Source organism: Streptomyces sp. NBC_00162 (assembly GCF_024611995.1).
Taxonomy (GTDB): Bacteria; Actinomycetota; Actinomycetes; order Streptomycetales; family Streptomycetaceae; genus Streptomyces.
In genome coordinates this window covers 8,140,192-8,152,963 of sequence record NZ_CP102509.1, presented here as the reverse complement: position 1 = coordinate 8,152,963, position 12,772 = coordinate 8,140,192, and the positions used below count along the sequence as shown (strand labels likewise).

The following is a 12,772-nucleotide window of genomic DNA, read 5'->3' as shown; positions in this document are numbered from 1 at the left end:
CGGGGAGAGTAACGCACAAAATAGTGCCTTCTTCCCGATGAAGAGTGACTCTCCAATAGTGAGTGACATGACGAGTCCCACGATGTCTGTCGCAGAAGCGATCCGCACCCGCCGCACCGTCCGCCACTACCTGCCCGACCCGATCCCGGAGACCACGCTCGACGCGCTTCTCGGTCTCGCCGTCGAGGCCCCCACCAGCTGGAACCTGCAGGACCGGTCGATCGTTGCGGTATGCGAAGACGAGGGCCTTGCCGGACTGGCATGGGCCACGGGGGCCAGCCCCAGCCGCAAGAGGCTCCGGTCGTACTGGTCTTCGTCGCCGAGCCTCAGTCCTGGCGTGATGACCACAGCGACGTCTACGAGCAGGCGCGGTGCAGCGGAGCGTGGAACGACGAGTTCGTCGCGATGTTCTCCGCCGCGTCACGGGTGTTCCAGGAGGATCTCGACCAGCGAGGTCTGCTCCGGGAGTACGCGGTCAAGGACGCCATGATCGCGGCATCCTTCGTGATGCTTGCCGCCACGGAGATGGGCCTGGCGACTTCGCCCATGAACGGCTGGGACGAGGCGAAGGTGAAGCAGGTGATCGGGATCGGTGGCCGTGACGACCTGGCCATTGCCTTGCTGGTGTCGGTCGGCTACCCGGCGGAGGACCAGCGCCATCCAGGTCGGCGTGCCCGGGAGCGCACCGTCTTCCGCGAATCGTACGGAGCCGACGGGGCGGGGAATGACACGCGCCAGGAATAGGTGCCCTGCACCGGTAACACCGATCCGCTGAGGCAGCGGCTGCCTGCGCAGTCGAGGACAGCGTGTCCGCGGCCGGGCAGGGCCACGTCGGTCCCCGGTGCTGATCCCGCAGGCGGCGAGGCCCTGTGCCGGGATCCACTCTGCCGCGCCGGCCGCCACCCGCTGACTGCCGGCCAGGGCTGCCTCGTCGGGTACAGCGACATACTCCACCGTCCGTCCAAGGGCGGTGGAGAGCCGGTGGGCGACCTCGGTGAAATCACGAAAGGGATCCCCGCCGAGCGCAGGCGGTGCTCGATGCGGCCGTGCTGATTGCGCAAGGTCGGCGCCGGGGCCGAGTGCGGCAGTGGCTCGTTCCGGGTCGCGGGTGAGCGCGCGGTGGGGGATGCCTCGCCGGCGCAACTCGCTCACAACGTGCTGTCCGACGTTCCCGGTCGCGCCAGTCACCACTACGGTCGTCATCCCCTGCCGCACGGTCCGGCTAGAGCTTTGCGATGTCCTTGTGGATCACTTCGATCCCGCCGTCGTGGTAAGCGGCCAGACGCACTTTGAGCTGATGACCCTTGGGCGCCTTGATGATCCGGTTGAGCGTCTCCCCCATGCTGCCGCCGTAACACGGAGGCTCGGAGTTGAGGGCGGTCCAACCGTCCCCCAGGTCCTTCGGGTCGTTCCACTCCACCCAGACGCAGTCGGGCTCGCCGGAGTAGGCCTTCAACGAGATGATCTTGACCGAGTTCACCGCGCCGTCGACTCGCTCATAGGTCACAGTCGCGGAATTGTGGTGGAGGCCGGTACCGGCCTCCAGGGGGACCGTGCTGAGCACCGTGTCGGCAGCGGCCGGAGCCGCTCCTCCCGTTATCGTCGCGGCCACCACCGCGACGGTGACAGACAGGGCAGGTATGCGCATGTTCCGTCTCCACGAAGCTAGTTGAGGAGATCTCACCCTAGCCGGGCATGCGGACTCGCGCTCCGACAACATCCGCCAATCGGAGGCCGGAATCGAACGGGCCGTAGAGCGGGGCACGCCGGCGATCCGTTCCGGCGGGCGCGGAGGCGTACTTCCTTGGGCAGCAGGGCTCCTGCATCATGGCCCGGCAGCGGAGTACACCCGTGCGGGCTGCCGCCCCGCGCCCCGCTACCGACCGCGACCCGGAGGCCCGTGTGCCGTCGCACGACCAGACAAGGCGCGATGAGCTGTACCTCGACCCGTACCCGCTCTACGCCCGCGCCCGCCGGACCGAGGGACTGACGTACGTACCCGAGTTCGACGCGTGGCTGGTGGCTCGGGACCAGGACGTACGGGAAGTGCTGCTGCGCGCCGAGGACTTCTCCTCCGCGAACGCCCTGCTGCCGGACATCCCGCTCTCGGAAGCGGCGCTCGGCGTCCTGCCGCGGGGGTTCGCACCACGCCCCACCGTCGTCACCACGGACGGCGCCGACCACCGGCGGCACCGGGCCGTGCTGAACCGCGGGCTGTCCGCCGCACGCGTGGCGGCCCTGCTGCCGTACGCCCGGGAGTGCGCGCGGGAACTGGTGGACGGCATCGCGGCGACCGGATCGGCCGAGCTGATGGACGCGTACGCCCGTCGGCTGCCCGGGCAGGTGGTCGGCCGGCTGATCGGACTGGACCCGGCGGACGTGCCGGCCGCGGTGCACGGCGGGTACCGGGCCGAAGAGCTGCTGTTCAGGCCCATGCCGCCGCAGGCTCAGTCGGCCGCCGCCGCGGACGTCGTCGCGCTTCAGCACCTCCTGGACGGATACATCCGCGACCGGCGCGCCGCTCCCCGGGACGACCTGTGCTCGGCCATGGTGGCCACTCTCGCTCCCGGCGGCGGCGAACTCACCCTGGAGCAGCGCCACGAACTGGTGGCGAGCCTCCAGAACCTCCTGATCGCCGGATTCCTCACCACCAGCGCAATGATCGGCACCACTCTGCTGCATCTGCTGCGCGACCGGCCGCAGTGGGAGATGCTCTGCGCCGATCCCGCGCTGATCCCGGCCGCGGTGGAGGAAGCAGCACGCTTTGACACGCCCGTCCAGGCCTTCCGCCGCACGGCCACCCGGCCGGTGTCCCTCGCCGGCACGAAACTCCCCGCCGGTGCCACGGTGCTGGTCGCCTACGGTTCGGCCAACCGGGACGAGGACCGGTACGAGCGCGCCGACCGGTTCGACATCCGCCGCCCCGCCCGTCACCACCACCTGGCCTTCGGCCACGGACCCCACGGCTGCCCCGGCTCACAGCTGGCCCGCGAACAACTGCGCCTGACCCTGGAGGTGTTCACCCGTCGACTGCCAGGCCTCCGCCTGGATCCCGACGCTCCCTCGCCGACCATGCGCCCCACCTTGATCCACCGCTCCCCGCAGACCTTGTACGCGACTTGGTGAACACCTCCTGCGCGGGAGATGCCTCTGTTGTTGGCAACGGCGGGTTGGTGTCGCCTCGGAGGGTGGCGGTGGCGTAACGCTTCCACCCCCAGTGGTTGAGCTTGATGAGCGGCTCGTCGAGCTGCCGGGAGCGGGCCGCTACCTCGGCGGGGTCTCCTTGGCCGACTGGGGAGGCTGGTACGTGTGGGTTCGGTGGCGGCAGCGCGGATCCGTGCTCGTGTCGAGACGACGGTGTACGGGGGTGATCTGTCCTCGCGCCTGGCCGGCCCGGCGGGCGACCCTGGGCTGTTCGGCCCTGACAGTATGGTCTGGCGCGTCCACAGCAACCTGCTGGGGATGTTCACCGGCGGGTTCGCGTCCCTCGTTTTACAGTGCCTGCACCCGCTGGCGATGGCGGGTGTGGATCAGCACTCCTCATACCGGCAGGACCCGGTCCGCCGCCTCAACCAGACCACGGGATTCATCGCGGTGACCAGCTTCGGGTCGTGCCAACAGGCGCGGGCGGCCATCGCCAGGGTCCGCCGGCGCCACGGACCCGTCCGCGGCACCGCGCCCGACGGACGGCCGTACGCGGCCTCTGATCCGGCTCTGCTCACGTGGGTGCACGTCGCTGAGGCGAGCTGCTTCCTGTCGGGCTATCAGGCATACGGGGAAGCCCGCTGACGGACGTGCAGTGCGATCGGTATTTCCGGGAAATGGCCGTCATCGCCGAGGAACTGGGCGCCTCCTCCGTCCCCGCCTCGACCGACGAGGTCCGCTCCTACCTGGCCTCGGTTCGCCGCGACCTCGCGCCCAGCGACGCGGCCGTGGACACCGTCCGGTTTCTTCGCGGTCTGGGCCAGGACGCGCTGGAGCGTACGGCCGTGCGCATCCTCATGAACGCCGCGGTACGGGTTCTGCCCGTCTGGGCCCCACCACAGCTGAACCTCAACCACCCCGGCCCGGTCCTCGACCTGCTGCACCGCGCCGCTGCCCACGCCCTGGGCGCTGTCCTGCGCTTCGGCTGCGAGCCCTCGCCCATTCTGGAGACGGCCCGGGCCCGCGCGAACACCCCCCATGCCGGAGGCTGCGTCGACCATGCCGCGCATCCCGGACCCGTTCTCCCGAGAAGCGCTCCTGTCGGGGAAGTAGCCGGAACTGTGGTCCGGGCAAGCCTCGATACCGGACCACGGGTTGTCCGTGGGGTCGGCATCGGTGGCGTCATTCGTGGTGGGCTCGGTCGGCCTGCTCCTCGCGTGGCCGTGCGGGGGTGGGCAGTGGAGCGGAGCAGACCGTTTGCAGGGCCTTACGGCTCCAGGCGCGAGTGATCGGGCGTTCGTAGCAGCGGTAGACCACCCAGGCCGCACCCACCGACAGGCCGGTCAGACCGAGGGCCAGCGGGACGCCCGTCCAGGTGCCGAATGTGCGCTCGGGACCCGCCAGCCAGCGGGCGAGGAGCAAGAGGGGGAAGTGGACGAGGTAGAGGGCGTACGAGGCATCACCGAGCGCGACGGCAGTGGGCCGGGCCAGGAAGCCGGAGCGCCCTTCGATGTCGGCCAGGGCAAGGCCGGCGATGACCACCGTCATGGGAGCGGCCATCGCCGCGCCCAGCGCGAACTGCGGCGGCACGAAGGGCAGCGTGGCCAGGACCGCCACCGGCAGACCACGCGACCACGCGCGCGTCGGGCGCGGAAGGAGGCCGGTCTGCAGCAGCCTCGCGGTCACGATGCCGAGAACGAACTCCGGCAGCCGGACGGGCGGCAGCACGTAGCCGAACCACAGACTGTTCTCGTTGACGGGCAGCCAGTCATACAGGGCAGGCCCGGGGATGCGCCCGGCGACGGCCGGCAGGACCAGGATGACCAGGACGACGGCCACCCACACCGCGCGCAGCCGGCGGGCGCGAATGCGCATCGTCAAAGCCAGCAGGGCCGGGAACAACGCGTAGAAGAACGCTTCGCACGAGATGGACCAGGCCGGAGTGTTGAAGCTGAAGAACCAGTTGGCGTCCGGAACCCAGGCCTGCAGCAGGAACAGGCCGGTGACAGCGGCGCCCGAGCCATGGCCGGTCTCCATGCTCAGCACCCGCCCCGCGCCCGTGCACCCGAAGAACACCACCGCGAGAGACCAGCCCAGGACATGGTTGGGGAAGATCTTCCAGAAGCGGCGCCGCCAGAACGCCCGCGGCCGGTCCCCGGGACGGTGCGCCCAGGTCAGGACGAAACCCGACAGGACGAAGAATCCAGTCACTGCCGTGCCCGCCAGCGGCGCGAGTCCCCCGAGCGCCATCTGCAACGGTCCGTCGAACAGCCCGGACACATGGAACACGTGGCTCAGCACCACCACGAGGGCGAGAACGAAGCGGACACCCGTCAACGACGGCAACCTCAATGGCCCGGCCGGCTCCGTCATCGCACGCCTTCCCTGGGGCCTCGCCCACTGCACAGAAGCACCTGGCACGGAACGCGAGGCGTCACCCACGACAACCGCAACCAGCGCCTCAGGTCACGGCTACCCAGCCGGCAGGACGTGGTCGCCGACCTTGTCGGTGCTCAGGCACAGCGAGCAGACGACCGCGTCGTGGGTGACACAGGCGGTGAGGTCGGGGCGCTCGTAGGACTGACGGCAGACGTGGCAGTCGAGGGTGACCGCGCTCGGGTTGCCGTCGGTGTCCAGCAGAGGCTCGGTGATGCCGTCCTCGGTGCGGCGCAAGTAGTAGCGGCCCTTGGTGATCACGGCCATCAGCGGGGTGACGACGAAGGCGATGACGGCTGCGGCCACGGGCGAGTACGGCTGGAGGGTGTCGCCGAGGAGGTGGAAATACATGGCGATCGACAGGCTGGAGGCGGCGACGAAGGCCACGACGCCGACCGGATTGACCGCGTGGAGCATGCCCCGGCGGAACTCCGGCTGGAGCGGGGACAGCTTCAGCACGTACTTGTTGATGCCGATGTCGGTGGCCACGGTGACCACCCAGGCGATCGCGCAGTTCGAGTAGAAGCCCAGGATGCTGTTGAGGAAGCTGAACATGTCGGCTTCCATCAGGGCGAGTGCGAAGGCCAGGTTGACCAGGACGAAGACCATGCGGCCGGGGTAGTGCTTGGTGACGCGGGTGAAGGAATTCGTCCAGGCCAGCGAGCCGGAGTACGCGTTCGTCACGTTGATCTTGATCTGGCTGATGACCACCAGGACCACGGCCAGCGGGATGACCATCCAGGACGGCATCATCGCGTCGAAGGCGCCGCGGAACTGCTGGATGGGCTCGGGCGCAGCGGCCGGTCCGACCTCGGCGATGATGTAGACGGCGAGGAAGACGCCGATGGCCTGCTTGAGCGCACCGAGCACGACCCACCCGGGCCCGGCCATGATCACGGCGGTCCACCAGGTGCGCTTGTTCGCCTCGGTCTTGGGCGGCATGAAGCGCAGGTAGTCGATCTGCTCGCCGATCTGCGCGATCAAGGACAGGCACACACCCGCTCCGAGCAGGACGGAGGCGGTGTTGACGGCGCCGTCTCCGTTCGTGCCGGGGTAGGCCAGGAAGCGGTCGACCGTGCCGGGGTCGTTGGCGATCAGGTAGACCAGCGGGCCGACCATGAGCAGCAGCCAGATCGGGGTGGTCCACACCTGGAGCTTGCTGAGCGCCTTCATACCGTAGACGACCAGCGGGATCACCATGAGCGTGGAGACGGCGTAGCCCAGCCAGAGCGGCAGTCCGAGGCCGAGTTTGAGGCCCTGGGCCATGATCGCGCCTTCGAGGGCGAAGAAGATGAAGGTGAAGCTGGCGAAGATGATGCTGGTGAGGACCGAGCCGTAGTAGCCGAAGCCGGAGCCGCGGGTGATCAGGTCGAGGTCGATGTTGTAGCGCGCGCCGTAGTAGGCCAGCGGGAAGCCGGTGATGAAGATGACGACCGCGGCGACGGTGATGGCAATGAGCGCGTTGCTGGTGCCGTGGGCCAGGCCGATGCCGGCGCCGATGGAGAAGTCGGCCATGTAGGCGATGCCGCCGAGGGCCGTGGTGGCCACGACCATGGGGGTCCAGCGGCGGTAACTGCGGGGTGCGAAACGGAGGGTGTAGTCCTCCAGCGTCTCCTTGACCGCCTGGTCGGCAGCGGGCTCCGTCGTGTCCGTCGTGATCTGCCGTGACTCGGTGGTGCTCATGCCACGCCTCCCGGTGGGGCTGGATGCAGGTGCAGGTGCAGGTGCTGCGATGCGGTGGGGAGCCCCGTGTGGCGCCGTTGACAGGACGGGGAAGGGATGACGGGCCGTCATCAGTGGTTTCCGTCGGCCCTGTATATGGCTGTGATCCCACGGTCGGCCACGCTAGAAAGCGCTTGTTACCCCGGGTGCGCGTTGTGGTGAACGCCGTGTTTCCGCAGGCTGCGTACATACTCCGCACGCGGCGCAGGTGCGTCTGCTGCTGTCCTGGACCGTGTCCCAGGGTGCGACCTCGGCCCAACGGTGCTGAAGGTGTGCCGCAGCCCGGTTGCGACTTACGCAGCCAACCGGGGGTACCGGTGCGTGCCGTGGGCCCCGGTGCGGGGCGCGGGCTGCTAGGCAGGCTGATGTACGGCTCGGGTCTCGCCGGCCCCGCCGCCCCACCGCACACCAGGAGACACGCACGTGCTGACCCTCGCCCGCGGACGCCGCCTCCGCACCGGACTGTCCGCCACCGCCCTCGCCGCCGCCGCGCTCGGAGGGCTGCTGCAGCCCGCGCAGGCAGCCGGCGACCCCGGTCCGGCTGATGGCGGCCCGCGCCACGACAAGCGCCTCCAGCAGCAGCTCGACCGGCTCGTCGCCCAGGACGACGGCCCGCCCGGGGTGATCGCCCTCCTCACCCGGGGAGGGCGTACGGACGTGTACACCGCCGGTGTCGGCGACATCGCGACCGGCCGACCGCCGCACCCCGACGACCACATGCGCATCGCCAGCATCGCCAAGGCGTTCAGCGGGGCCGTCGCCCTCCAGCTCGTCGACCAGGGCCGGCTCTCCCTCGACGACACCATCGGCGAGCTCCTGCCCGACCAGCCGGAGGCCTGGCACGCGGTGACCCTGCGTCAGCTCCTCCAGCACACGAGCGGCCTGCCGGACTACACCACCGCCCCCGAGTTCGTGGAGATCCTCCGCGCCGACCCGCACCACGTCTTCGACCCGCGCACGCTCCTCGACTTCGTGGCCGGGGAGCCGCTGCTCTTCAGCCCCGGCTCCCTGTACGAGTACTCCAACTCGGACAACATCGCCGTCGCGCTCATGGCCGAGGCCGTCACCGGCAGCCGCTACGAGGACCTCCTCAAGGACCTCGTCTACCGCCCGCTGGGTCTGCGCCGCACCAGCCTGCCCCTGGGCTACCAGCTCCCACGGCCCTACCTGCACGGCTACGACGTCCTCCCGCCCGCCGAACCGGAGGACATCAGTGAAGCCCTCGGCGCCTCCAGCGTCTGGGCCTCCGGCGGCATCGTCTCCACGCCCAACGAGCTGGGCGCCTTCATCCGCGCCTACGGCGGCCCCACCCTGCTGTCGGAGAAGACCCGCAAGGAGCAGCTCACCTTCCGCCCCGGGGACTCCTCGGAGCCTGCCGGCCCCGGCACCAACGCCGCCGGGCTGGCGATCTTCCAGTACACCACCCGCTGCGGGGTCCTCTACGGCCACACCGGGAACTTCCCCGGCTACACCCAGCTCGCCGCCACCACCCCCGACGGCACGCGCTCGCTGACCTTCTCCATCAACACCCAGACCAGCAAGAGCAACAAGCCCGCCCTGCTGGCCCGGCTGCGTACCGTGCAGGAGGATTTCGCCTGCGCCCTGCTCAAGGGGCACTGACTGGCGGGCCGCCACCGGGTGGTGGCCCGCACCGGGGTCGGCCCGAGAGCGAGGCGGCGGCCGCCGAGTCCTGCCGGGAGTTCCGCCCGTCCAGGCAGGCAGTGACGCCTGTCGTCACCGCCTGCCGCCAGGACCGGGCGGATCAGTGGCCCGCGCCACCAGCCGTTCCCGTGCCCGGTCCCGTTCCCACGGCGTCGGCGCCCGGTTCCACCTGCCGGAGTTCGGCCAGGAGTTGGCTCTGCCCTGCCAGCAGCTCGGTCAGGATGCGCCGGGCCGCGCGCAGCAGGTCGGCGACGTCGCCGCCGGCGAGGGCGTAGCTGACGGTCGAGCCCTCGCGGGTGGAGATGACGATGCCCGAGCGGCGCAGCACCGCCAGTTGCTGGGAGAGGTTGGACGCCTCGACGTCGATCTCGGCCAGCAAGTCCCTCACGGGCATGGGCCCGCCCTGCAGGAGTTCCAGGACCCGGATGCGGACCGGGTGTCCGAGCATGCGAAAGAACTCGGCTTTGGCCTGGTACAGCGGTACTTGCACTCCCACGAACGCTCCTGCTGTGTTGCTTGGACCGTGGCCGCGGCTGCGGGTCTTCGAGTCGAGCCGGTCTTTGGTGTCCATCGTCGCGTCCGATGGGCCCGCGCATGCCCGAACTTGACCGGTTTCGGATGTGCCGGGTTGAAGAAGTCTTCAACTTGTGGGCATGCGTGGGCCCCGATCATGCGGCGTTACAACTCCAGCGCTGCCTCGATGCGCTTGAGCTGGTGGCGTGCCATGGCCAGGTTGGAGTTGTTCTTGTCCAGCACCACGTACAGGAACAGTCCGTTGCCCCCGCGGCCCTTGAGCAGCCGGAGCAGGTGGTACTGAGTGCCGAGCGTGATCAGTAGATCCTCGATGTCGTCCTGCATGCCCAGCATTTCCATGGTGCGGACCTTGGCCCGGATCACATCGGTGTTGCCTGCGGCGGCGACCGTCAGGTCGAGCTCCTTCCCGCCGCCGAGGGTGCCCAAGGCCATTCCGCTGGTGTAGTCCACCAGCGCGGCACCCAGCGCGCCCTCGATCGAGGTCATCGTCTCCTTCAACGAGACTTCCACATTCGCCATCGCCGTCCGCGCTCCCTTGCTGTTCTCTCTCCACGCCCGGCACTCGGTTCCAACTGAGGGCCGGACCGTCTGTGAGACAAAAGCTACTGAGCGTGGGGCGACCTGCGTGCTGAATGGTGAATTCGGCGGAAACCGGCCCCTGCCCGGCTATCATTCGCCTGGCCTCGGCCGCTGTACGGCGCACCTACCTCTGTGCGGGACGAGCCCGGATCCTTCGCGCCGGACGGGCGTGAAGGCGAGGCCGGCTGCTGACCGTCTTCCTGGTCGACCAGCGGTAGCCGAGCGAGCCACGGGCTACGGGCTACGGGCTACGGGCTACGGATCGAGCGGTGAGCCTGGGCGTGCTGTACCTGGGCAGACGGCGGCCTGGTTGCGGCCGTCGCGTGGGCCGAGGCTGGGGTCATCACCCACCCTGCACAGGCCCACGGCCCTGGCATGACGGACAGGACTTCCCCTTGACCATCTCCGATACCACCAGCCCGGCCGTACTCGAACAGCTTCAGCGCCGGTCCGGCGACCCGAAGCGGCGCATCCTGTTCACCGGGGCGACCATCGTCACCATGGACCCCGACCGCGGTGTCCTGCACAACGCCGATCTGCTCGTCGAGGGCGAGACGATCACCGCGATCGGTTCTGGCCTGATCCGGGACGGCGCGGTGGTTGTCGACGCCACGGGCACGATCCTCACGCCGGGCTTCGTCGACACGCACCGGCACGCCTGGGAGACCCAGCTGCGCCGGATCATGCCGGACGTCGACGACCTCGGCGCCTACGTGATGTCCACTCTGGCCGGCTACGCCACTGTCTACCGGCCCAACGACATGTACGTCGGCACCAAGCTGGCCGCTTTGACGGCGATCGACAGCGGCATCACGTGCATGCTCGACTTCTCGCATAACTCCCGTACCCCCGCACACTCCGACGCCGCCGTCCAAGCGCTGATCGACACCGGTATCCGCGGCGTGCACGCCTCGATGGGCCCGCACTTCGGTGACTGGGACGAGCAGTGGCCCGGAGACCTGGCCCGCCTCAAGGAGAAGTACTTCGCCGGCGACGACCAGTTGCTGACCCTGCGCCTGGCCGCCCTGGCCACCGACGAGATCGCCGGGCCCGCCCTCGCCTACGGTCCCGAACTGGCCCGCACAGCAAGGGAACTGGGCATCGGCGTGAGCGTCGACGCCGTCTTCGGCGCCTCCTCCTCGGCGGCCGTACTGAACTGGGAGAAGGAGGGCCTCCTCGGCGCGGACGTCACGCTCATCCACGCCACCGGCCTGACTCAGGAGGCCTGGAAGGCGATCGGGGAGAGCGGCACGACCATCTCCCTGGCCCCGACATCCGACGCCCAGATCGGGCTGGAAACCGCGATCCCCGCCGTCGACGAGGCCTTGACGGTCAGGGTCCGGCCCGGTCTGAGCATCGACGTCGAGGTGGCGCTGGTCAGCGACATGTTCACGCAGATGCGGGCCTTGCACGCCATCCAGCGGATGCGCGCGGTCAACGCCGTCTACGGCACCGACCAGCAGCCGGCCCGCATCACCACGCACGACGTACTGGACTTCGCCACCCTCCAGGGAGCCCGCACCAACGGCCTGCAGCACGTCACCGGATCGCTCACTCCGGGCAAGAAGGCAGACCTGCTGGTCATCCAGGCCGAGGACCTCAACAACATGCCGCTCAACGACCCGATCGGCACCGTCGTCCTGGGCTCGGACGCCCGCAACATCAGCGCCGTCCTCATCAACGGCGAGCCGCGCAAGTGGAATGGCCAGGTCCTCGACGTCGATCTGGCCGCCTTGCGCGACGAGGTCCACGCCTCCCGCGAGTACGTGCTCCACACTCCCACCGCCTGAGTGCTACTGCTCCGTGGCGGACTCCTGGCGGGATGTGGCGTTGAGGCTGCCGAGCAGGGCGAGTGCCTGATCGCTGGGGCTTCCCGGTTCGGCCTGGTAGATCACCAGCTGCTGGCCCGATGCTCCGCGGACGTCGAAGGTTTGGTAAGTGAGGGCGAGCGGCCCGACGTCGGGGTGGAGAAGATCCTTGGCGTCACGGGTCTTCCCGTGCACGGTGTGCGCGGACCACAGGGCGGCGAACTCCTCGCTCGCCTGGGCCAGGGAGCCGACGACATCGCGCAGGCGCCGATAGTGGGGGTCGAGGCCCGTGGCGTGGCGCAGTCCGGCAACGACTGCCTCGGCTGCCCGCCCCCACTGCGTGAAGAAGCTCCGGGCGGCCGGGTCGAGGAAGGTCATGCGGGCCATGTTGTCCACGTTCTCGAACGGTGAGAACAGTGCGTCGGCCAGAGCGTTCGAGGCCAGGAAGTCGTTGGCCGGGTTCAGGACGAACGCCACGGCGTTCCGGTGTCCGTCCAGCAGTTGCCGCAGCGCAGGACTGACCGTTTCCCTCGGCTGCGGCCGCTCACCGTCCGGCGCGATGCCCGCCAGCCGGAACATGTGCTCCCGTGCTTCGTCGTCCATCCGCAGCGCACTGCTGATGGCCTCGAGGATCTGCGGGGAGGGGCTGCGCTCGCGGCCCTGTTCGAGGCGGGCGTAGTAGTCGCTGTTCATGCCGGCCAGGACGGCGACCTCCTCCCGCCGCAGACCCGCCACCCGGCGAGCGCCGTAGGGGGCGAGCCCGACGTCATCGGGTCGCAGACGAGCGCGGTGGGCGCGCAGGAAATCGCCGAGATGGTTGCTGGTCACCCCTCCAGGCTATGCCGCTCCCCATCCCGCGTGCCTGGGTGCGCCATACCCGGGCACGC

General features: G+C 69.5%; 12 protein-coding genes and 2 pseudogenes. 7 read left to right on the top strand and 7 right to left on the bottom strand.

All coding sequences use genetic code 11. The features are described 5' to 3' along the window. Positions 1 to 37: 37 nt before the first annotated feature. Positions 38 to 193 (top strand): annotated as a pseudogene (locus JIW86_RS37630) (nitroreductase family protein); the annotation flags it as partial. Between the two features lie 68 nt (positions 194 to 261). Further along, positions 262 to 744, top strand: a complete 483-nt coding sequence (locus tag JIW86_RS37625) for a nitroreductase family protein (protein ID WP_257559597.1) — start codon at positions 262 to 264, stop codon at positions 742 to 744. A gap of 351 nt (positions 745 to 1,095) precedes the next feature. Here JIW86_RS37625 and JIW86_RS37620 read toward each other — a convergent pair. Together JIW86_RS37620 and JIW86_RS37615 are read right to left on the bottom strand one after the other, a co-directional pair. Next, positions 1,096 to 1,203, bottom strand: a pseudogene (locus JIW86_RS37620) (NmrA family NAD(P)-binding protein); the annotation flags it as partial. A gap of 19 nt (positions 1,204 to 1,222) precedes the next feature. Next, positions 1,223 to 1,648, bottom strand: coding sequence for a hypothetical protein (locus JIW86_RS37615; RefSeq protein WP_257558799.1), 426 nt, complete (start codon positions 1,646 to 1,648; stop codon positions 1,223 to 1,225). 254 nt (positions 1,649 to 1,902) lie between these two features. Here JIW86_RS37615 and JIW86_RS37610 point away from each other — a divergent pair, with 254 nt between their 5' ends. The 3 genes from JIW86_RS37610 to JIW86_RS37600 all read left to right on the top strand — a co-directional run bounded on the left by JIW86_RS37610 (position 1,903) and on the right by JIW86_RS37600 (position 4,433). After that, positions 1,903 to 3,126, top strand: a complete 1,224-nt coding sequence (locus tag JIW86_RS37610; protein ID WP_257559596.1) for a cytochrome P450 — start codon at positions 1,903 to 1,905, stop codon at positions 3,124 to 3,126. Positions 3,127 to 3,429: 303 nt separating this feature from the next. Continuing rightward, positions 3,430 to 3,789, top strand: coding sequence for an oxygenase MpaB family protein (locus JIW86_RS37605; protein WP_257558798.1), 360 nt, complete (start codon positions 3,430 to 3,432; stop codon positions 3,787 to 3,789). 32 nt (positions 3,790 to 3,821) lie between these two features. Continuing rightward, complete coding sequence (locus JIW86_RS37600; protein WP_257558797.1) at positions 3,822 to 4,433, top strand: oxygenase MpaB family protein; 612 nt, start codon at positions 3,822 to 3,824, stop codon at positions 4,431 to 4,433. Here the strand turns inward: JIW86_RS37600 and JIW86_RS37595 are convergent. Next, on the bottom strand, positions 4,327 to 5,481 hold the full coding sequence (locus tag JIW86_RS37595) for an acyltransferase family protein (RefSeq protein ID WP_257558796.1): 1,155 nt from the start codon (positions 5,479 to 5,481) through the stop codon (positions 4,327 to 4,329). The genes JIW86_RS37600 and JIW86_RS37595 overlap by 107 nt on opposite strands. Before the next feature lie 135 nt (positions 5,482 to 5,616). Beyond that, positions 5,617 to 7,263 carry a purine-cytosine permease family protein gene (locus tag JIW86_RS37590; RefSeq protein WP_257558795.1) on the bottom strand — a complete coding sequence of 549 codons (1,647 nt, stop codon included), beginning with the start codon at positions 7,261 to 7,263 and terminating at the stop codon, positions 5,617 to 5,619. Between the two features lie 462 nt (positions 7,264 to 7,725). Here JIW86_RS37590 and JIW86_RS37585 point away from each other — a divergent pair, with 462 nt between their 5' ends. Then, on the top strand, positions 7,726 to 8,922 hold the full coding sequence (locus tag JIW86_RS37585) for a serine hydrolase domain-containing protein (protein WP_257558794.1): 1,197 nt from the start codon (positions 7,726 to 7,728) through the stop codon (positions 8,920 to 8,922). A gap of 142 nt (positions 8,923 to 9,064) precedes the next feature. Here JIW86_RS37585 and JIW86_RS37580 read toward each other — a convergent pair whose 3' ends face one another. Continuing rightward, on the bottom strand, positions 9,065 to 9,454 hold the full coding sequence (locus tag JIW86_RS37580; protein ID WP_215140534.1) for an ArsR/SmtB family transcription factor: 390 nt from the start codon (positions 9,452 to 9,454) through the stop codon (positions 9,065 to 9,067). Positions 9,455 to 9,642: 188 nt separating this feature from the next. Next, positions 9,643 to 10,017 (bottom strand): hypothetical protein, encoded by a 375-nt coding sequence (locus tag JIW86_RS37575; protein WP_215140369.1) that lies wholly within the window; start codon positions 10,015 to 10,017, stop codon positions 9,643 to 9,645. Positions 10,018 to 10,472: 455 nt separating this feature from the next. Here JIW86_RS37575 and JIW86_RS37570 point away from each other — a divergent pair, with 455 nt between their 5' ends. Then, on the top strand, positions 10,473 to 11,867 hold the full coding sequence (locus JIW86_RS37570; protein WP_257558793.1) for an amidohydrolase family protein: 1,395 nt from the start codon (positions 10,473 to 10,475) through the stop codon (positions 11,865 to 11,867). Between the two features lie 3 nt (positions 11,868 to 11,870). On the opposite strand, the gene JIW86_RS37565 is transcribed toward JIW86_RS37570, so the two are convergent. Further along, positions 11,871 to 12,713: a helix-turn-helix transcriptional regulator gene (locus tag JIW86_RS37565; protein WP_257558792.1), complete on the bottom strand. Its 843-nt coding sequence runs from the start codon at positions 12,711 to 12,713 to the stop codon at positions 11,871 to 11,873. Between the last annotated feature and the right edge of the window lie 59 nt (positions 12,714 to 12,772).